Raw genomic sequence first — 20,858 nt, 5'->3', positions numbered from 1 at the left:
AGTATGTAGTATGTAGTATGTAGTATGTAGTATGTAGTATGTAGTATGTAGTATGTAGTATGTAGTATGTAAAAAATCATTAAATACTGTTAATTAAGTATCCCTCTGATATTTCATAATGACTCCCCGTCTAAGGTCTAGGATAAAAAACCACCTATAGTCCATTTTGCAGAAACCCATTCTACTTTACAATGTGTATATAAGGCAAAGACAACATTTGCTACAACCAGATATGAAAGTGAAAAGATACATACTTTATAACTCTAAAGTATTGTTATCTGGCTCAAAATTGCGATCTAAGAAGTGTATACCGAAATTGACGAGTATCTATATCTAGGTAAAGGAGGTGGAACATTTGCGTATAAATCGTAAAAGTATAGCTGCTTTTGCTTTAATTATTATTGGTGTGTTAATGGTTTTTGGCAAATTTGTACCTGTTTTACATAGTCTGTTCGGTTACCTGATTGGACTATTATTCCCGGTCGCATTGCTTGTACTTGGATATTATGCTTTACAAAGTGGACGTCGATTTTTGGGGATTACATTATCGGTTATAGGTGCTTGTATCCTTTTTGCTAAATTGTCTTGGATTATCGGACCTGCTATTGGAATCGCATTAGTATGGTGGGGTTATTCATTACTAAAAAATCGTCACCATCAACAAGAACAGAATAGAATGTTCTAACCAGATAACATCATTGATGTAAATCACTTCTTACTTGTTAGTGTGTAGTCTACGAATGGGTAACATTCTAATAAAGACCTTTATAATGTACGATATAAAAATAGTAAGATGTAATTGCAAAATATCGTAAATTATTATTGGAAAAGTAGTAAACTATTATTCATAGTTGATTTCATCTGTTATTCATACTTGTTCGATATGATGCAATACGATATAGATGAATATCAAAAAAAGATCATTTGTGATCAAGCAAGGGAGGGAGCAATTATTCATGAACGTTTTTAAACGTGTACGTGATATTACAGTGGCTACTTTAAATGAAAGATTAGAACAGAGTCAAGATCCTGTGAGAATGATTGATCAATTTCTTTTAGATACACGACGTGCTATTACGGAAGCTGAACAATTGCAACATCATGTTACTCAACATACACGTCAGTTGAAACAACATGTAGATCAAGCATCTGCGATGCGTAAAAAACGCGAAGAACAAGCGATGTTAGCTTTACAAGCAGAAGAAGAAGATTTGGCTCGTATGGCTTTGCAAGAAAAAGTAATGTATGAAGAAAAAGAGAATCAATATAATGAGTTGTTGGATCAAAATACTGAAGCTTTGCGAGAAGTACAGGTTCAATTAAATACATTAAAGTCAGAGTATCAAGCAGTCTATAGCAAACGTGAGTATTATTATGCTCGTATGGAGACTCTTCGTTTGCAACAACAGATGAATCGTCGTTTTGGGAATGCTGTACAAAGCACACCTCAAGCATTTGGACGTTTAGAAGATCGAATCTCAGATTGGGAAATTGAAGCCAAAGCGTTACGAGATTTGCGAAATGGTGATTCTTATTCTTCTGGTTCAGGCACAACAAATGGTGTGTCATTAGATGAAGAATTAGAACGTTTGAGACGTAAGCTTGATGCAGATCGTAAGGAGGAGTAATATGCGTCCGAAGTTATATCGTTCAAATCATGATAGGATTTTGACGGGACTGAGTGGCGGTCTAGCTGAATATTTTCAGATTAATCCAACATTGTTACGGGTTCTGTTAATATTAAGTATTCCTTTTACCGGAACAACGACAGTGTTGATCTATATTATTGCAGCACTGATTGTGCCTAAGCAGCCACCGGTCTATCGTCCTTTTGAACAAAATCCTTTTCATGAAGAATATCCTGAGGATCGTTATGGTCCACGTCAAAGTTATGGCGGATACTGGGGTACTTCACAAAATGCGTATGAACCTAATACGTATGATGCTCCACACAAAAGCAATTCTCGTTATTTTGGGAAAAATCGCCCTCCACAACAAGCTCCAGATCAGACATCAAAATCAAATGGTGATCTTGATTCGATGATGGAAGGTATTGAAAATAAAGCTTTGCGTAAAGAAGTAGAACAATTAAGAAAAAAAGTCGCTCAATATGAGAAGGGAGATTTATAATATGGGAGTTTTTAAAAGATTGAAAGATATGACTAAGGCATCGGTGAATGATTTACTAGATAAGGTAGAAGATCCAATTGTAATGTTAAATCAATATCTACGTGATATGGAAGCAGAAATTCATCAAGCAGAGGTTACTGTAGCTAAACAAATGGCAAATGAACGTCGTATGAAACAACGTTTTGATGAAGCTGCACGTGTAGGTATGCAACGTGAAAGCCAGGCAACGGCTGCACTTAAAAATGGTCAAGAAGAAGTTGCTCGTAAATTGCTAGAAGAAAAATTGTATTTTGATCAAAAATTCACTGAGTATTCTGAAATGCACAGTCAAGCTAAAGATCAAGTAACAGATATGATGAACCAATTGCATGAAATGAAAGACGAGTTCTACAAAATGCGTAACAAACGTAATGAATTGGTTTCTCGTGCTCAAATGGCAAAAGCGAAAAAACAAATGGCTCAAGTGAGTTCTGTGAACTCGATTGACAAAGGCGGCGCTTCGCTTGGATTTAACCGTATGGAAGAAAAAATCATGCAAATGGAAGCAGAAGCAGATGTAATGCGTGCTCCTTACCGTTCTGGTTATGGATCAAGCCCGTATGTAAGTGCAGAAGATGCAGAAAAACAACTTAGAGTGGATGAGCAATTGAATTTGCTGAAAAGTAAATTAGCACCTAAAACGATTGAATCTAATCCATCTGAAGGCCCATCTCTTTCTAAAGACGATACACAATATTAATCTATCTTTGTGAGCATACTACGTGTTCATAGATATAATATAGCTATTCATAAATGTAAATTATAGTTATTGAAATGACAATATGATATGCTAGAACAGGCGAAGCCATACAGCGTATGTGTCATCATGCGGGTATGGCTTTTCTATTATTAGCAGTAAAGGAGGTGCGGTTATGGGAAGAAAAAGAAAAATATTTGCAGTGTTATTAATTGCGATTGGGTTGCAGGTGCTTTTAGGTGTATCATTTGGCTTTTTTACGGTTGCCGCACTTCTTTTGTTGCTAATTGGAATTATGCGTTTACGTAGTGGAGCCATGAGACAAGGATATATTTTTGGCGGAATAGGATTAGGGTTATTATTATTAGATCATTTGATGATTGTAATCGGGGTTACTTTGATATCGTTAGGATGGTTTTACGTACATGCGAATAAGGCACACCGGGGACAGCCGTATCGTTTGCAACAGAGGTTTATCACGAATGTTCGTTACGACCGTGAACCCTGGATGATGCAAAGTTCTAGTTCATGGCATGCTATCGGAGATATTGATTGTGATCTGTCGCTGGCTATGCCTGATGAGTCGGAGACGGTTCTTTATTTTCAAGGGATATTAGGAGATTTGGATTTTTCGATTCCAGAAGATTATGGTGTAGAAATTGAAGCGTATTTATTGTTCGGTCAAATTGGTTGTGAATCGAATGGATATCCTGTAGGAGAGCGTCAACAAGGAGTTCAGAATCGATTACAATGGAAATCGGCTAATTATGTGACCAGTAAACAAAAAGTGAAATTGGTTATTTCGTATATTGCAGGAGATCTGAATATTCGATTGTCCTCGTAATCTTTTTTATTAAAAAGTAAACTTTTATAGCACAAGCACAAGCACAAGCACAAGCACAAGCACAAGCACAAGCACAAGCACAAGCATAAAATATCTGTATGAAGCTGTTGAAATTGAAGTGATAAAATTATGAAAAGTTCTAACGTCAAAGAAGCAGGAGGACTTGATACGTGAAAAAGAGAAAGCCTGCTGACTTGATTGTCCGCAGTATGAGTGAAGGGATTTTGTTATCCTTCTTATTACTGATTATTATTATTTATGTATTATATACGTCTGGTCATTTGCAGATCGATTTATCCTGGCCTTCTTTATTACAGACTGGTGCGGCATTATTAGTACCGGTTATTGTTGTGGGTGGATTATACGGATTATATCATGCACTCAGGCTTAAAATGCGTTTGGATAAATTAAGAGATACGTTATTGATGTGGGAAAAAGGCAACTGGTCACAAGCTGCTCCTCAATGGGGCAATGATGAATGGTCAAGACTGGGTGAGCAAATTGATCGTATCGGTAAAAAGTGGGAAGATCAGATCAGTAGTCTACAACGATTATCTACTAATAATGCACAATTAGCAGAGCAAGCTAGAATTACAGCAATTATCGAAGAACGTCAGCGATTAGCGCGAGAGTTGCATGATGCTGTTTCTCAGCAATTATTTGCGATCTCGATGACAGCGACAGCTATAGGACGTACCTTTGATAGTAATCCAGCGCGTGCCAAACGTCAGGTTGAACTGATCGAAGAAATGTCATCTGTAGCACAATCCGAAATGAGAGCGTTACTATTACATCTTCGTCCTGTCTATCTAGAAGGGAAGCGTCTATCTCAAGGATTACGGGAATTGATTCGTGAATTACAAGCCAAAATTCCGATGGAAATCAATTTGGATATGGATGATGATCTACGGTTATTAAAAGGGGTAGAAAATCATATTTTCCGTATTGTGCAGGAGTCTTTATCAAATACATTACGTCATGCCAAAGCCGAACGGATGGAGATTCGGATCGTGCAAAAGGTGGATTCGGTACGGGTGACTTTGAAAGATGATGGAATCGGATTTGAGTTAAATGAAACGAAGCAAGCTTCGTATGGCTTATCTACGATGAGAGAACGAACGAATGAATTGGGAGGAACAATCCAGTATATAACGGCTCCTGGAAAAGGAACACGTATAGAGATTGTGATTCCGATTGTGACTTTAAATACAGAAGAAAGCAGGTGGGCATAATACTATGGAAAATGATGAACAATTGATCAAAGTACTATTAGTTGATGATCATGAGATGGTTCGTATTGGACTTGCGGCTGTATTGGACACAGAAGACGGTATTGAAGTAGTCGGTGAAGCAAGTAACGGAGAAGAAGGTATTCGTCTTGCGCAAGAATATAAACCGGATGTAATCCTGATGGATCTAGTAATGGATGGGATGGACGGCATCGAAACAACAAGACGTGTATTGCAAATTAATTCTGATTGCAAAGTCATTGTACTGACAAGTTATTTGGATGATGAAAAAATGTATCCTGTGATCGAAGCAGGCGCTTTTAGTTATTTGCTCAAAACCTCGCGTGCTAGTGAAATAGCAGATGCTATTCGAGCTGCTGCTAGAGGACAATCTGTACTAGAATCGCAGGTAGCTTCTAAAATGATGAGCCGCTTTCGGGAGCCTCTTGAACGTGCATTACATGAAGAATTAACAGATCGTGAAATGGATGTACTTCGATTACTGGCAAAAGGGAAATCGAATCAAGATATTGCAGATGAATTAATTATCGGTATCAAAACGGTAAAATTCCATGTTACGAATTTGCTAGCTAAGCTAGGGGTAGAAGATCGTACACAGGCTGCTATCTATGCCTATAAAAATGGATTAGCCGAGTGATTTACTGCTGGTGCACAGGTATCAATTTTATTTGCAAAAGATATAAGTACTTCTTATAGTGGTCAGATAGCGATAGATAGGGTAATTATGGTAGAATACGTTTACCACATTACAGATTTTACATAGAAAGTTGAGGAGCTATGACTGGAAAACAAAATCTTGAGACATTGCAGACACCAAGTGCGGTATTTTTCATTTTTGGAGCAACCGGGGATTTGGCAAGACGTAAATTGTTTCCTGCTATTTATAGTTTGTATCGTGAAGGTAAACTTGCAGAGGATTTTGCAGTCATTGGTGTAGCGCGTCGACCGCGTACCAATGAAGAATTTCGGGAAGATCTCCATCAGTCTATCATAGAGTTTTGTCGCTACAAGATCGGAGCCGAAGAAGAGTGGACTCGATTTGCAGAACATTTTGAATATAAATCGTTAGATATTAACAATGTCGCTGGTTTTCAAGAGTTGAAAGAACAAACAGAAGTGATTGAAAATAAATACGGTATCCCAGGCAACCGATTCTTTTTCCTTGCCCTTGCACCGGAATTGTTTGGTAGTGTATCGCTTAACCTTCGGGCAGGTGGCATGATGGATGGTACAGGCTGGAATCGTCTGGTCATCGAGAAGCCTTTCGGATATGATCTGGAATCTGCACGTAAGCTTAATGCAGAAATCAATGAAGTATTTGAAGAAGATGAAATTTATCGTATCGACCATTATTTAGGAAAAGAAATGGTTCAAAATATCGAAGTGATTCGATTTGCGAATGCTTTTTTTGAACCTTTGTGGAACAATCAGCATATTTCTAATATTCAAATTACACTTAGTGAAACGGTCGGTGTAGAAGAACGTGGTGGATATTACGATCATTCAGGCGCACTACGCGATATGGGGCAGAACCATATGTTGCAAATGTTAGCCATGATCGCGATGGAACCACCAAGTCGTCTACTGCCTGAAGATATTCATGATGAAAAAGTAAAAGTGCTTCGTTCTCTTCGTGCATATACGACACCAGAAGAAGTGGATCAAAACGTAGTACGTGGTCAATATACAGCAGGTGAATCTAAAGGCAAAACATTACCTGGATATCGTGAAGAAGACAAAGTAGATCCTGCTTCAAATACAGAAACGTATTTTGCCGCGCGATTATTTGTAGATAATTTCCGCTGGTCAGGTGTACCTTTCTATATTCGTACAGGGAAACGTCTACCTGTAAAAACAACTGAGATTATTGTAGAGTTCAAGCGGACACCTACCAATGTATATCTTGGACAACGTCATAATCTAGAACCAAATCTATTGGTAATTCGTGTGAATCCAATGGAAGGTATTTATATCAAAATCAATGCTAAAAAACCGGGTTCTGATTCTGAAATTCAACCACTTGCTATGGATTTTTGTCAGAGTTGTATGATCGGAATTAATTCACCTGAAGCTTATGAAAGCTTGATCGAAGACGCGGCGCAAGGTGATTCAACATACTTTACCCGTTGGGATGAAGTATCTGCGGCTTGGAGCTTTATAGATCATATTGCTGAGGCTTGGTCACAACATCCTAAAGATGTAAAACCATATCCTGCCGGTTCTTGGGGGCCAGATGCAACTCATCTATTGCTTCAACAAGATGGATATCATTGGTGGCCTGTAAATGGTCAAGATGAAGATGATGTTATCTGGCAAATGGGAAGTAGCAATTAACGTTAAATTGTATCTATATGTTTAAATAAGTCGTTTCTTTTATTGCCGTTTGGGGCAGTGGGGAAGCGGCTTTTTTGTTTTGAAATACGTTAGAAAATGAGACTTTGATAAAAAGCAAAAAGCAAAAAGCAAAAAGCAAAAAGCAAAGCGAAAATAAAAGCTTGACCTTGAAGTATACTTCAACCCTTATGCTGGATAAGCGGGGCAAACTGATATGCAGTGCCATATTCTAAGCCGCCGGATTGAAAGGATGAGGGAGAATGAGAATATTTGAAATGATTTTACTTGGTGGGGGGCTACTGGCATCTGGATTATTTATCTTTGGACATCGACGCCGATGGTTGGATACTACTACCGTTATTATACTACTCGTATTGTATAGTCTACATGCTGTGCTAGAAGGGATACGCATCCAAATGGCTCCAGCGTACGGATTAGATGTTGTTCTGTTGATTGTAGGTCTGATACGAATAGTACATCCAGTAGTAGCGCCTAATCGACATTTATATCGGACAAAGCGCATATTGCTAACTGTATTGGTATTAGCCGTTTCGAGTGTAGCAGTCTATGTGTCAAATCTGCTACCTGTATTTACGATGCCACAACCGACAGGTAGTTACGCTATCGGGACAACAGTGCAACATTTGACAGACGATTCGCGTGAAGAAACATTAACTTCCGAGACAGGTGATAAACGTGAACTGATGGTGAACGTCTGGTATCCGGTTGATCCAGAAACAGTAGTTGGACGACAGACAGAAACGTATCCTTCTGAATTGGGTAAAGCGATTAGCCTGGTATTTGGTATACCCAAGATATTGTTTAGTCAGACATCACTGATTCATACCCATGTGGTCAGCGATATAGCAATATCAAAAGCTCAAGCAGAGTATCCAGTTGTTTTGTTTTCGCCGGGGGTACGTTCTACCCGTTTTCAAAGTATGACTGCTATAGAGGAATTAGTGAGCCGAGGTTATATTGTAGTAGGGATCGATCATCCTTATACCTCAGCAGAAGTATCATTTCCAGACGGACGGACAGCAACATATAAGCCTGATCCGACAGGTATTACTTCGTCAGAGTTGTATGCATATAATGTAATTGGTGTTGGTATTCGCGCGGCAGACGCTAGCTTCGTGCTCGATACGCTAACAGAGTGGCAGAAGCAAGATCCGCAGGGCTTACTAACTGGACGAATAGATTTGAATCGGGTAGGTATGTTTGGTCATTCTTATGGCGGAGCAACAACAGCAGAAGTGTTAGCTACTGATTCTCGCTTCAAAGCTGGTCTTAGTCTGGAAGGTGGTTTCTGGGGTAAGGTGGCTCATACTGATCTTCAACAGCCATTTATGTATCTAATTACTGGAAAAACAGCCCGTAGTCTTGACCCTACTGTTAAAGAAAAAGATGATGTTTTTTATGAACAATTTGCAGGTGATCTGAATCGTGTAATGACAAATAGTAAAAACGATACGTATTATGCGAAGGTTGCCCCTTTCTTTCATCAGAGCTTTACTGATCTTGCGTTGATTGCACCAGCGCTATTTGCTAAAGAGATCGATCCTATTCGCAATATTGATATTACGCGTGCATATACAGCCGCGTTCTTCGATCAGTATTTGAAAGGTGAGGCGCAGTCTTTATTAAAATCTACATCTATTGCGTATCCCGAAGTGAAGTTCGATCAGACGTACACGCGTATTCAACACTAAACGATAGTATTATATAAGCACATTATCAAAGTGAGGGAGGGTTAAGCAATGGAAGGGATGACACGCGGACAGCTAGCAAAACAGACTGGTGTCAGTATGGCGGCAATCCGTTTCTATGAAGACGAAGGCATCTTGCCCGCTCCCGTACGTAGTGAAGGTGGGTACCGTCTATATTCGGATGACTATCTGGTAATGCTCAAATTTATCAAAGATGCTCAGTCGCTTGGCTACTCGCTAAACCGAATCGGAGATATTCTTCAGTTACTCGGTCGTGGAACAGGAATCGAAACGTTAAAAGAAGCAGTACGTACTCAAATAGAAGAGATCGATGCAGAAATACGCAGGCTGGATGAATTAAAGACAAGCCTGCTCTTTTTGTTAAGCAAAGAAGATGCAGCAATTGTGAGCTATGTAGAATCATTCCGACGCAATGGAAAATAGCACATGCCCGCGATTTCTTCTCTTATTTTGTGCTGTAAATGTGTTATAATAGAGGGATGAACCAAGAGGAGAAGGGAACGTGGAAATGAGTAAAACGATAGATCAAGCTTTGCAAAATGAAGTCGACAAACGTAGAACGTTTGCCATTATATCTCACCCGGATGCCGGGAAAACAACTTTAACAGAAAAATTATTGTTATTCGGGGGCGCAATTCGTGAAGCGGGTTCAGTGAAAGCCCGTAAAGCTAATAAACATGCGACCAGTGACTGGATGGCGATTGAGAAACAACGGGGGATCTCGGTTACTTCTTCAGTAATGCAATTTGATTATAATGGACATCGTATTAATATACTGGATACACCAGGTCACCAAGATTTTAGTGAAGATACGTATCGTACATTGACTGCGGCAGATGCAGCAGTGATGTTGATTGACGTCGCTAAAGGTGTCGAAGCACAAACGATCAAACTATTTAAAGTGTGTGCGCAACGTGGTATTCCAATTTTTACATTTATTAATAAGTTAGACCGTGAAGGACAAAGTCCTTTTGAATTGATGGAAGAATTAGAGCAAGTATTGGGTATTCGCTCTGTACCTATGAACTGGCCGATCGGTATGGGACGCGAGTTGTCTGGTGTCTATGATCGAATGAAAACACAGGTCGAATTGTTTAATGGTAAAGACCATTCTACGATTGAAGTACAAAAAGTAGAAGATTATCGCGATCCGATTATTAAAGAAATGGCTGGCGAGTTTTTGTATGATCAACTCGGTCAGGATATTGAGTTGTTAGATGTAGCAGGAGATCCTTTTGACTATGATAAAATATTACGTGGTGAATTGACACCGATCTTCTTCGGTAGTGCAGTTAATAACTTTGGTGTGCAGACATTTTTAGAAAACTTTTTAGAACTTGCACCTAAGCCAGAACCGCGCCGTAGCACAGCAGGTATGATTGATCCAATGAATGATAAGTTCAGCGGGTATGTATTTAAAATTCAAGCGAATATGAATCCAGCTCACCGCGATCGTATTGCTTTTTTACGTGTGGTATCTGGTAAATTTGAACGTGGTATGAGTGTTCGCCATGTACGTGCAGGTAAAGAAATCAAACTGGCACAACCACAACAATTTTTGGCACAAGATCGTGATATCGTCCAGACCGCTTATCCTGGCGATATTGTAGGTTTGTTCGATCCGGGTATTTTCCGTATTGGAGATTCGTTAAGTCAGGGTTCTGATATCGTATTTGATGAATTGCCTACGTTCTCACCAGAGATTTTTGCTAAAGTGACGGTCAAAAATGCACTGAAACACAAGCAATATCAAAAAGGAATCGACCAACTGACAGAAGAAGGTACGATTCAAGTATTTAATACCGTTAGCTTTGATGAAACAATTCTCGGCGTAGTTGGACAATTGCAATTTGAAGTATTCGAATATCGGATGAAAAATGAGTATGGTGTAGATGTACAATTGCAACGCATGCCGTTCCAATTTGCACGTTGGATCATTACCGATAAAGTAGATGCTTCCAAATTCCGTATTAACTCTACACTCGTGAAAGATAAAAAAGGAAATCATGTTGTGTTGTTTGAAAATGAGTATGCGATGCGTACAGCAATCGATAAAAATCCAGATGCTCAATTTTTGGAAATGGCTCCTTAATATTAAATACAGCGTATGCTTATGAAAAGCTTGGAGGTTACAATATGCCTAGAAAGCAGTATGCCATTATTGGTATCGGACGCTTTGGTTCTAGCATTGCCAAAACATTGAGTGAGATGGGCTTTGACGTATTGGCTATCGATTCAGATGAACATCGTATACAAGAAGTATCCAAAATCGTAACTCAAGCCGTAACAGCAGATTCTACCGATGAAGAAGCTTTGCGTTCCTTGGGATTGCGTAACTTTGATGTAGTGGTAGTTGCAATTGGAGAAGATATTCAATCCAGTATCTTAACCACACTGATTCTCAAAGAAATGGATATTCCAACGATTCTGGTTAAAGCACAAAATGAACTGCATGGTAAAGTATTGACTCGGATCGGTGCAGACAAAGTGATTTTCCCAGAACGTGATATGGGTGTGCGGGTAGCTCATCATTTAACATCGCCTAACGTACTCGATTATATCGAGATTTCAGAAGATTACAGTATTGTGGAAATGAAAGCTTCTGAGCCAATGATCGGTTCGAATCTAAAAGAACTCAATATTCGTGTCAGATATAGCTGTAATGTGATGGCAATCAAACGAGGCAGTCAGATGAATATTGCGCCTTCACCGGATGAGCGCCTCAAACCGGATGATATTCTGGTCATTGTTGGGCAAAAAAATGATCTGCTTAAAATGGAATTAGGGCTAGAAGAATGACCGAAATTCTATCGACCCAGAATGCGAAAGTCAAGGAATGGGCGCAATTGCTTGAGAAAAAGCATCGGGATAAGCAGGGTAAATTTATTGTAGAAGGTATTCATCTAGTGAGTGAAGTTCTTCGCAGTGATTGGGATATCGATTGTATCGTCTATGATACAGAAAAAGGGATTCCTGCTGAACTACGTGATGATATTGCTAGTTATTCTGGTGGGGCTCAGTATATTGCTGTATCGGAAGCTATACTTGCCAAATGCACAGATACCAAAACACCACAGCCTGTTTTTGCTATTGTGTACAAACGTAACGCGCTTACAGATCGCCTGCTAGAGATTGATCATAGTCTGGTCATGGTACTGGATAATGTTCAAGATCCAGGCAATGTGGGCACGATTATTCGTAGTAGTGATGCGGCAGGAGCAAACGGTATTGTACTTGGTAAAGGTTGTGCTGATCTGTATAATCCGAAAACGATTCGTTCAACAATGGGTTCATTGTTTCATTTGCCTGTGATCGAAAGTGATCTCAGTGAGCTGTTACCTGTTGCGAAGCAAAACGGGCATCTAGTGCTAAGTACATCGTTACAAGCTACCCAATCTTGTTATGAGTTTGATTTTACAACAGGAGCCTGGATCGTGATTGGTAACGAAGGTAAAGGCATTTCGGCAGAAGTATCAGAATTAGTGGATCAACATATTTTGATTCCGATGCAAGGGCAAGCAGAGTCGCTGAATGCGGCGATGGCATCGACAATACTGCTATTTGAAGCGATGCGTCAGCGGATATCTTACTAATTATAATATGACGTTTAACTATAACAAAAAGGAACTTCATCTGAAAAGAGAAGTTCCTTTTTTGTCGTAGCGGGTATGCTATGATTTGATCAATCGTAATACAATCTTTATAAAAATAACTCTTATAAAAAATAGAGCACATATATACTTTTATACTTTGACAGGTTTTCTCACCAAACCGATAAAGCATAGTACAGCGAGCACTTCGGCTACTAAAATAACCACACTCATCGGTACAGCAGTGAGTCCACTACCGAGTCCTACCAATGGAGAAGCTGCTCCACCTAATAGAAGCGGAAGCAGTCCTAACAGCGCAGAAGCGCTTCCTGCGGCATTGCCCTGACTTTGCATCGCGAGTGAAGTCGATGTAGCCCCTACAGAACCTACACAAGATACGACAAAGAATAACATGATAGCAATAGGTAACAGTCCACCACCTGCGATAGCAATAATCAATAACAATAGAGCGGCGGTAAAAGCAATTCCTAGACTGATTTTCAAAATAACCAGTTCACCGTATTTACCAGATAGACGACCTGCTAATTGAGCGAAAATGACAATGCCTAATCCGTTTATAGCAAAAAACAAACTAAATCCTTGTGCAGAAACACCGAATATCGTCTGCACGACAAAAGGAGAACCTGCAATATAAGCAAACATCGCGGCTGTAATAAATGCTTGTGACAACGCGAATCCGATAAAATGACGATCCTGGATCAATCGTCCAAATGTACGTAATGTAGAACTCAGTCCACCTGAAGCTTTGCGTTCATTCGATAATGTCTCCGGCAAACCAAACAATACCATAAATAACATGACTGCACCGATAATTGCTAACACAATAAAAATACCTTGCCACGGTACAAATTTCAGTAATGCACCACCGATAATAGGAGCGGCAATAGGAGCAACGCCGTTGATCAACATTAACAAGGAGAAAAATTTGGTTAATTCATGCCCGGAATACAGATCTCGCACTACAGCACGCGAAATCACTATGCCAGCGGCTCCTGTAATACCTTGAATAAAACGTAGCACAATCAGTAGACCGATACTTTGTGTTAACGCACAACACAGCGATGCTACTGTATAAAAGATCAATGAGATGATCAGCGGAGTACGTCTTCCTTTCACATCACTTAGTGGGCCAACAAGCAGTTGTCCGAATGCCAGACCGAGCAGACAAGCAGTTAGACTGAGTTGTGCCAGCGAAGCATTGGTATTCAAATGTGCAGCTAGTGTTGGTAAAGCAGGTAAGTACATATCGATTGATAATGGAGCAAACGCAGATAAAGAACCTAAAATCAAAGCAATCCATAACCGTTTTGAACGGGTTAAGGAAGATGCTGTTAAAGGTTGATTAGATGAAGCTTTGTTCATTTATTTCCTCATTCCTTTCTTCTATCAACGTACAGTATACGGGACTAGGTTAACATTTTATCTAATGGATGTTTAGACAAATATGCTACTGTACATCCTTACAATAGTATTTAGTGTAAACGAATAAAGTACAGTAGGAAAGCCTAATATTTCGGTATGCATTAATTCGTGTTATAATAAATCCCAAAAGATTGTAACATCCTGAAAGCCAATTACACCCGAGGAAGGAAGGTCAACTATCTTGTCCACTAAAGCCAAACAACCGAAACCTGAATGGATCAAAATCAAGATGACCAATGACAGTAACTATCAGGAAATTAAAAGTATGATGCGTTCCAAAACTCTTCATACCGTCTGCGAGGAAGCGCGCTGTCCTAACATTTATGAGTGCTGGGCGAATCGTACAGCTACTTTTATGATTTTGGGAGATATTTGTACACGTGCTTGCCGTTTTTGCGCAGTCAATACGGGGATGCCTACGGAGCTTGATTTGCAAGAACCAGAAAGGGTTGCGGAAGCGGCTGAAAATATGGGGCTTCAACATTGTGTTATTACCAGTGTAGCTCGTGATGATCTGAAAGATGGCGGAGCAAATATTTTTGCGGAAACAATTCGTGCCGTTCGCAAGCGTTTACCACTTTGTAGTGTCGAAGTGTTAATCCCTGATTTTATGGGAGATATTGATTCACTCAAAATTGTTATGGATGCTAAACCGGATATTCTGAATCATAATATTGAAACAGTGGAACGGATGTCTGACCGCGTTCGTGCAAGAGCTAAATATCCTCGTTCTATGGAATTATTACGTAACTCCAAAACACTACAACCTTCGATTCCAACCAAATCTAGTATTATGCTAGGTGTAGGTGAAGAATGGGATGAAATTTTAAAAACAATGGATGACCTTCGTGCCATGGATTGCGATATTATGACGATTGGACAATATTTGCAGCCTTCACCAAAACATTTGGATGTGGCTAAATATTATACTCCTGATGAATTTGCAATTTTAAAAGAAGAAGGATTAAAGCGTGGATTCAGTCATGTTGAGTCTGGTCCGCTTGTCCGCAGTTCCTATCATGCGCATGAACAGGTTCAATCCGCATCGAAGTCGAAGGAAACCTCGACGGTCTAAATGCTGAAAGGCGGGAGAACCTTGATTCAAATCGGCGGTAAAACATACGAAATTATTAAAGAGCATCGTGATGGTTGGAATGCAGAAATATTCCGTGAACGATATAGTGAAGTATTGGATCGGTATGATTATATTCTAGGAGACTGGGGTTATAATCAATTGCGTCTCAAAGGATTTTATCGTGATGGACATCCCAAAGCTGGCAAAGATACTTCTTTATCCAGCTTGACTGAATATATTAATGAATACTGTAACTTTGGCTGTGCTTATTTTGTATTACAAAAAACAAAAGAAGTCGCAGAACCACCAAAGCCAGCGAATGGAGAAAAAGCAGAAAAGTCTGAGAAATCCGAGAAATCGTCTAGAGGACAAGGAAATCATTCTAAAAAAGACAAGCAGGAAAAAACAGCTTCCAAAGCTGTGCCTGCATCTGCTCCAGTTGCGCCTGCAACTCCAATAGTACCTGTTGTAGAAACAGTAGAAGTAGTAGAAGTAGTAGAAGTACCTGTTACAGAAAAGCCTGTAGAACGTTCCACAGAGCCTGTACAACCGCTATCTGTAGAAAGCCAGACAAAAGTCGAGGCAGAAGTGAAACCAAGCGAAGAAAGTTCCAAATCTTAATTTTATCGTTTACAACAAAAAGCTTCCAATTCCACAATCACTGTGGCGTTTGGAAGCTTTTTTAGATGTTGCTAAAGTTAGGCAATATTATCGTTCCTATTATCCTAGAAATGATTGACGTACACGATTCCAAAATGGATAAGGACGATAACGTGCAAAGCTTACTTGCTTTTTGGAAACCTGGCATCGAATTGAAATCAGATCATCAAATGACATATTTAAATGATCCATAGTCAATTGTAGCTTTTGCGGTTTGCGTGAATGAATATCACAATGATGATGTTTAGGTAACATTAAAGAAGAACCGAGTGTACGATAAATCCGGTTGTTGATCGAAGCAATCTCAGCGATCTGAAGAGCTTCAATCGTTGGATGTACCATAGCACCACCAAGTGCTTTGTTATACGCAGTACTTCCAGAAGGTGTAGATACACAGATTCCATCACCGCGGAACATTTCAAAAATCTCATCGTTGATATCGACTTGAGCGACTACAGTCGTTCCGTCTACCCCTTTGAGTGTAAATTCGTTAAGTACCGTATGATGAGTCGTTCCGCTCTTCGTCTGAATATCCAATTCGATTAATGGATATTTGACGATTTTGGGATGACGATCTGATGTCGATGACTCGCCCGCCATAAAATTAACCAAATCAGCCAATTCATCTGCTTTCCAGTCAGCATAAAATCCTAAATGCCCGGTATGAATACCGACAAATGCTAAGTCTGGGATATGATCGATAAATGTGTGAAAAGCATGAAGCATAGTTCCGTCTCCACCAATAGATACGACGATCTCTGGTGATTCAGCATCTAGCTGAAATCCGCGTTCGGCAGCAAGCTTATGGAATTGCTCGCTCAGTTCGATAGATAATTGATCTCCACGATCAAGCACATAGTATCTCAAGTTTGGAAAGCTCCTTTGTCCTTTATCGTTAAATCCTTTGTAAATATACTCACCTTCGATGATAATCAATTCTTGAGCGGAACACAATGTTTAACTGTAAATCTATTTTAAATTAAATAGGGTTTAGTCATACGACTGATACATAACGGACATAATGTAGGGTTCTGTAAAGAGTTTGTAATCTAATTGTTAAAGAAAGCGTTTGCAAAAAGGGTTATATTCTGCAAAAAGGTATGATAAAATAAAGGTATAAATGGTCGTCGGAATTGTCAATGATTGTTAGTACACACTTAGAATGGAGTGATGAACATGACTACAAGCATTCTTGCCGGTATTCTCGTATGTCTATTCGTGTACGTCATTCGTGCTTCCTTTGTTCAATCTGGTGAAGAGGATCGAAGCATGTATTGACCTAGACCGCACTTGTATTTTACATTATATTTTTTTATATATTATATATGGATGAAAGACGCTAAAGAAATCTTTGGCGTCTTTTTTATGATATAATTTGACACATGACGTATCGAAAGAAAGTTGGCGAGCAAGAGTGAAATTTGATCAATCTTTATATGTATTGCTAGGCGAAGCAGATGGCATCAAGCGCTTGGTCGAAGCTTTTTATCCTAAAGTACAGCGTGATCCTTTAATCGGGCCGCTTTTTCCTGAAGATATCAATCCTGTGATGGAGAAACAATATATGTTTCTTTCTCAATTTTTTGGAGGTCCTGCGCTTTTTTCTGAAGCTTATGGTCATCCGATGATGCGAGCGCGTCATATGGGTTTTGAGATTACCGATGAAAAAGCAGATGCTTGGTTAGCCTGTATGAATGAAGCTTTGAAGGAGCTCCAGATTGAAGACGAATTGCGTATATTTGTAGTAGATCGTTTATCAGGGCCGGCTCATCATTTTGTAAATACGCATTAATTTGATTTGGGGGAAGTGGGTTAGATGGAGGGGACAACAGAGTTAGAGCCGTTATATACGATAAAAATTACCTGTCCACAGTGTGATGAAGAATTCAAAACAAGTCGTGTTCGTCCGAGTATGAAAAGAGCTTCCAGACGTGACTCTGACTTTTGTGCTTATTATCAGCATGAAAATCCTGATTTTTATGTGGTACGGATGTGCCCGCATTGTGGATTTGCTTCTACTGAAAATTCACAAGCAACTTTAACAGATCGTCAGCGTGAACTGTATATGGAGCAGATCGGCAGTCGATTGATTAAGCGTGATATGGGTGGACATCGTACAAGAGAACAAGCTTTAGAATCTTATAAATTCGCATTAATGTGTGCACAAGCGATTGGGGATCGAGAACGTATTATTGCGAGTTTTCTTCAACATATCGCCTGGATACATCGCTATGGAGGAGAAACAGAGCAAGAACTTCGTTTTCTACGCTATTGTCTGGATTCTTATATTAAAGTGTATCAGATTGAAAGTGTTAGCGGTGGGGACGCCAAGTTACTGTATCTGATCGGTGAATTGCATCGCCGACTCGGTGAATTTAATGAAGCGGTGAAATGGTTCTCACGCGTTATTCATGATAAACGGATTACAGACTCTGCGATGATTCGAGCTTCGCGTGAACAATGGGCTTTGCTACGCGAACAAATGTTATCTAAAAATATGGATTTGCCAGAAGAAATGAAAGAATCATAAATCACAAATAGCGGACACTCTTGTAAGTTCTAGAGTTGTCCGCTATTTGTTATCATTGATCTATACTTATACGATTGAACTTTAGTGACGAAGGACTGTATCTGCTAGCAAATAATCAGAATCGGTATCCAATAAAGTGATTCGATTACTGCAACAAGGGAACACCAGTAATTTTTTTTTACCTTCATGAATCGAAATTAATTCTTTCGGTTTGAGAGGTAAAATTATATTTTCTGCCTGACAAAACGGACATTGATGAACATAGATATCATTCATAATAATGTCGTATGGCCAGGTCTGATTAAAAGGAATCATAATTATTCGTTGCCGCCTTTTTCATCTTCTTTTGCCAGTTCAGCAATTTTTTGAAGCAGGATATGCTTGGGCATATGCATCAGTTGTTCTAAAGGTACATTCAGCTTTTCTGCCAATTTGACTGCGGTATCTGCCGAAATCTGTAGTGGTTGCATAAAGCTTCCCTCCTATCTTGGAATATGATGATTTAGAGTATACTATACTTATACCCACTTGACGATGGTACAGTAAATCAAGCATTATATTTGTTATGATTTATACATAGATTTGAAATTGTAGCCAATAATCGGCATACTTGTAGCTACAAGCAAAATAATCAATCATTCCAACATATGTCTATTTACAGGCAGATACAGAAAGGTGTGCTATGATGAACCATCCTATTCAACCTACATGGAATTTAGAAACGATTTTTGCTGGAGGGTCCAGTTCAGAAGAATTGCAGACTTTTTTACACACGTTATCTCAAGATATTCAATCTCTTTATCAACAATTAGAGTCGATGACACCGCCACAACAGGTTACAGAGACTAAAGCATATGATGGGTTGTTAGATCAGCTACAAGCTACACGTATTCGGTTACGTGAAGCCTCTTCTTTTGTCGGTTGTCTGAATGCTCAAGATCAAAGTGATAAAGAAGCTAATCGCCTCGGATCATCGATCTCCACAATGTCAGCTAACCTGCAAGGTGTATTTGTACGTTTCCATAGCTTATTGGCTGCAACAGCCGATGAGATATTCCAACAATGGGTAGGTCGTCCTGAGATTGCACCGATAGCTTTTTACCTGACAGAAAATCGTTCGCTGGCACGTGAAAAAATGACTCCTGAACTCGAAGGATTGGCTTTAGATCTTGGTGTTGACGGTTATCAAGGTTGGAGTAAAATGTACGATACGATTGTAAGCCATATCCAGATTCCTTTTGAACAAGATGGCAAAACGGTGATGTTATCTGCAGGACAAGCAGCCAATAAAATGCATGATACCAATCGTGAAGTACGCGAAGATATGTTCCGCAAGTGGGAAGAAGCATGGGGCAATGCAGAAGATTATTGCGCCGACACCCTTAACCATCTTGCTGGATTCCGTCTGAAATTATATGAACGTCGTGGTTGGGAACAAGTATTGAAAGAACCTTTAGCGATTAACCGCATGTCTGATCAGACGTTGAATGCAATGTGGGATGTTATTGTTCAAAATAAACCGGTGTTTGTCGATTATCTCAAACGCAAAGCGCACATTTTAGGCGTTGATCAATTAAGCTGGAATGATGTAGATGCACCGATAAGTACAGTAGATAGTCATGTCGATTATAATGATGCTGCCAAAATTATTGTTGATCAATTCCGCAAATTTAATCCTGAGATGGCTGATTTTGCAGAACATGCTTTTGATCAAGGCTGGATCGAAGCTGAAGATCGTGCTGGCAAGCGCCCAGGTGGGTTCTGTACGTCTTTACCACTCAGTAAAGAAACACGTATCTTTATGACTTACAGTGGCACAGCATCCAATGTATCTACGTTAGCGCATGAGCTAGGACATGGATATCATCAACATGTGATGAATGATCTGCCTGCATTTAGTCAAGGGTATGCTATGAATGTAGCAGAGACGGCTTCTACTTTTGCTGAAATGATCGTAGCTGATTCGCTAGTGAAACAAGCTCAAAATGAAGAGGAAAAAGTCTCTTTGTTAGAAGATAAAATTCAACGCAGTATTGCATTTTTTATGAATATTCACGCTCGTTTCTTATTTGAAACACGTTTTTACGAGCAACGTCGTACAGGTACTGTAAGTACAGATGAGCTTAATCGCTTGATGGAAGAAGCGCAACGCGAAGCATATTGTGATACATTGTCTTCTTATCATCCACATTTCTGGGCTTCCAAACTTCATTTTTATATTACAGGTGTACCTTTCTACAACTATCCGTACACATTTGGATATATGTTCAGTACAGGAATTTATGCTCTGGCTCAACAAGAAGGAGCAAGCTTTGCTGCGAAATATGATGCACTATTGCAAGATACAGGACGTATGAGTGTAGAAGAATTAGCACAAAAACATCTAGGTGTAGATCTAACTCAACCTGATTTCTGGCAAAATGCGATGAATGTGAGTATTGCTGATGTGAAGTTATTTATGGATATGACTGCTGAGCAAGTCAATCAGTAATCTGTTAGATTATTAGATATATTATTAAAATTAATAAGCATGAAA

The 20,858-nt window shown here is 39.4% G+C and carries 22 protein-coding genes; 18 read left to right on the top strand and 4 right to left on the bottom strand.

Annotated elements, in window-relative coordinates; genetic code table 11:
• Nucleotides 1-355 precede the first annotated feature (355 nt).
• The 13 genes from ACFSGI_RS04205 to ACFSGI_RS04145 all read left to right on the top strand — a co-directional run bounded on the left by ACFSGI_RS04205 (nt 356) and on the right by ACFSGI_RS04145 (nt 12,617).
• Nucleotides 356-685: a hypothetical protein gene (locus ACFSGI_RS04205; RefSeq protein ID WP_204826870.1), complete on the top strand. Its 330-nt coding sequence runs from the start codon at nt 356-358 to the stop codon at nt 683-685.
• A 271-nt stretch (nt 686-956) separates the two neighbouring features.
• Entirely contained in the window at nt 957-1,628 is a 672-nt protein-coding gene (locus ACFSGI_RS04200; protein ID WP_204826869.1) for a PspA/IM30 family protein, read from the top strand.
• 1 nt (nt 1,629) lies between these two features.
• The gene (locus tag ACFSGI_RS04195; protein WP_204826868.1) at nt 1,630-2,130 is read left to right on the top strand and encodes a PspC domain-containing protein; all 501 of its coding nucleotides are present in this window, start codon (nt 1,630-1,632) and stop codon (nt 2,128-2,130) included.
• A gap of 1 nt (nt 2,131) precedes the next feature.
• On the top strand, nt 2,132-2,869 hold the full coding sequence (locus tag ACFSGI_RS04190; RefSeq protein ID WP_204826867.1) for a PspA/IM30 family protein: 738 nt from the start codon (nt 2,132-2,134) through the stop codon (nt 2,867-2,869).
• Between the two features lie 172 nt (nt 2,870-3,041).
• Nucleotides 3,042-3,710, top strand: coding sequence for a cell wall-active antibiotics response protein LiaF (gene liaF / locus ACFSGI_RS04185; RefSeq protein ID WP_204826866.1), 669 nt, complete (start codon nt 3,042-3,044; stop codon nt 3,708-3,710).
• A gap of 170 nt (nt 3,711-3,880) precedes the next feature.
• Complete coding sequence (locus ACFSGI_RS04180) at nt 3,881-4,942, top strand: sensor histidine kinase (protein WP_204826865.1); 1,062 nt, start codon at nt 3,881-3,883, stop codon at nt 4,940-4,942.
• A gap of 4 nt (nt 4,943-4,946) precedes the next feature.
• On the top strand, nt 4,947-5,597 hold the full coding sequence (locus ACFSGI_RS04175) for a response regulator (RefSeq protein WP_379282510.1): 651 nt from the start codon (nt 4,947-4,949) through the stop codon (nt 5,595-5,597).
• A gap of 140 nt (nt 5,598-5,737) precedes the next feature.
• On the top strand, nt 5,738-7,294 hold the full coding sequence (zwf, locus tag ACFSGI_RS04170) for a glucose-6-phosphate dehydrogenase (protein ID WP_204826864.1): 1,557 nt from the start codon (nt 5,738-5,740) through the stop codon (nt 7,292-7,294).
• A 260-nt stretch (nt 7,295-7,554) separates the two neighbouring features.
• Entirely contained in the window at nt 7,555-9,006 is a 1,452-nt protein-coding gene (locus tag ACFSGI_RS04165) for an alpha/beta hydrolase family protein (protein ID WP_204826863.1), read from the top strand.
• A gap of 48 nt (nt 9,007-9,054) precedes the next feature.
• Nucleotides 9,055-9,447 carry a MerR family transcriptional regulator gene (locus ACFSGI_RS04160; RefSeq protein WP_204826862.1) on the top strand — a complete coding sequence of 131 codons (393 nt, stop codon included), beginning with the start codon at nt 9,055-9,057 and terminating at the stop codon, nt 9,445-9,447.
• 85 nt (nt 9,448-9,532) lie between these two features.
• Nucleotides 9,533-11,116 carry a peptide chain release factor 3 gene (locus tag ACFSGI_RS04155; RefSeq protein ID WP_204826881.1) on the top strand — a complete coding sequence of 528 codons (1,584 nt, stop codon included), beginning with the start codon at nt 9,533-9,535 and terminating at the stop codon, nt 11,114-11,116.
• Entirely contained in the window at nt 11,116-11,823 is a 708-nt protein-coding gene (locus ACFSGI_RS04150; RefSeq protein ID WP_379282528.1) for a potassium channel family protein, read from the top strand. The genes ACFSGI_RS04155 and ACFSGI_RS04150 overlap by 1 nt, the downstream gene beginning before the upstream one ends.
• Nucleotides 11,820-12,617 (top strand): TrmH family RNA methyltransferase, encoded by a 798-nt coding sequence (locus ACFSGI_RS04145; protein WP_204826860.1) that lies wholly within the window; start codon nt 11,820-11,822, stop codon nt 12,615-12,617. The genes ACFSGI_RS04150 and ACFSGI_RS04145 overlap by 4 nt, the downstream gene beginning before the upstream one ends.
• Before the next feature lie 150 nt (nt 12,618-12,767).
• Here ACFSGI_RS04145 and ACFSGI_RS04140 read toward each other — a convergent pair whose 3' ends face one another.
• Entirely contained in the window at nt 12,768-13,997 is a 1,230-nt protein-coding gene (locus ACFSGI_RS04140; RefSeq protein WP_204826859.1) for a multidrug effflux MFS transporter, read from the bottom strand.
• 241 nt (nt 13,998-14,238) lie between these two features.
• On the opposite strand from ACFSGI_RS04140, the gene lipA reads away from it, so the two are divergent.
• Together lipA and ACFSGI_RS04130 are read left to right on the top strand one after the other, a co-directional pair.
• Nucleotides 14,239-15,132 (top strand): lipoyl synthase, encoded by an 894-nt coding sequence (gene lipA / locus ACFSGI_RS04135; RefSeq protein ID WP_204826858.1) that lies wholly within the window; start codon nt 14,239-14,241, stop codon nt 15,130-15,132.
• Nucleotides 15,133-15,753, top strand: a complete 621-nt coding sequence (locus ACFSGI_RS04130; protein ID WP_379282506.1) for a YutD family protein — start codon at nt 15,133-15,135, stop codon at nt 15,751-15,753.
• A 99-nt stretch (nt 15,754-15,852) separates the two neighbouring features.
• Here the strand turns inward: ACFSGI_RS04130 and ACFSGI_RS04125 are convergent, their stop codons facing one another.
• Nucleotides 15,853-16,659 carry an NAD kinase gene (locus ACFSGI_RS04125; protein ID WP_204826857.1) on the bottom strand — a complete coding sequence of 269 codons (807 nt, stop codon included), beginning with the start codon at nt 16,657-16,659 and terminating at the stop codon, nt 15,853-15,855.
• 547 nt (nt 16,660-17,206) lie between these two features.
• Here ACFSGI_RS04125 and ACFSGI_RS04120 point away from each other — a divergent pair.
• Nucleotides 17,207-17,584: a globin domain-containing protein gene (locus ACFSGI_RS04120; RefSeq protein ID WP_204826856.1), complete on the top strand. Its 378-nt coding sequence runs from the start codon at nt 17,207-17,209 to the stop codon at nt 17,582-17,584.
• A 24-nt stretch (nt 17,585-17,608) separates the two neighbouring features.
• A complete protein-coding gene (locus tag ACFSGI_RS04115) occupies nt 17,609-18,322 on the top strand; it encodes a DUF2225 domain-containing protein (RefSeq protein WP_204826855.1) in 714 nt (237 codons plus the stop codon).
• Between the two features lie 81 nt (nt 18,323-18,403).
• Here ACFSGI_RS04115 and ACFSGI_RS04110 read toward each other — a convergent pair whose 3' ends face one another.
• Together ACFSGI_RS04110 and ACFSGI_RS04105 are read right to left on the bottom strand one after the other, a co-directional pair.
• Complete coding sequence (locus ACFSGI_RS04110; protein WP_204826854.1) at nt 18,404-18,637, bottom strand: hypothetical protein; 234 nt, start codon at nt 18,635-18,637, stop codon at nt 18,404-18,406.
• A 2-nt stretch (nt 18,638-18,639) separates the two neighbouring features.
• On the bottom strand, nt 18,640-18,792 hold the full coding sequence (locus ACFSGI_RS04105; RefSeq protein ID WP_204826853.1) for a YycC family protein: 153 nt from the start codon (nt 18,790-18,792) through the stop codon (nt 18,640-18,642).
• A 215-nt stretch (nt 18,793-19,007) separates the two neighbouring features.
• Between ACFSGI_RS04105 and ACFSGI_RS04100 the strand changes: the two genes are divergently transcribed.
• Nucleotides 19,008-20,813 (top strand): M3 family oligoendopeptidase, encoded by a 1,806-nt coding sequence (locus ACFSGI_RS04100; RefSeq protein WP_204826852.1) that lies wholly within the window; start codon nt 19,008-19,010, stop codon nt 20,811-20,813.
• Nucleotides 20,814-20,858: the final 45 nt, after the last annotated feature.

The organism is Paenibacillus nicotianae (assembly GCF_042681745.1).
In the GTDB taxonomy this organism is placed as follows: domain Bacteria; phylum Bacillota; class Bacilli; order Paenibacillales; family Paenibacillaceae; genus Saccharibacillus; species Saccharibacillus nicotianae.
Note: the sequence above shows the minus strand (reverse complement) of the source record. Positions and strands in the feature narration are given on the sequence as shown.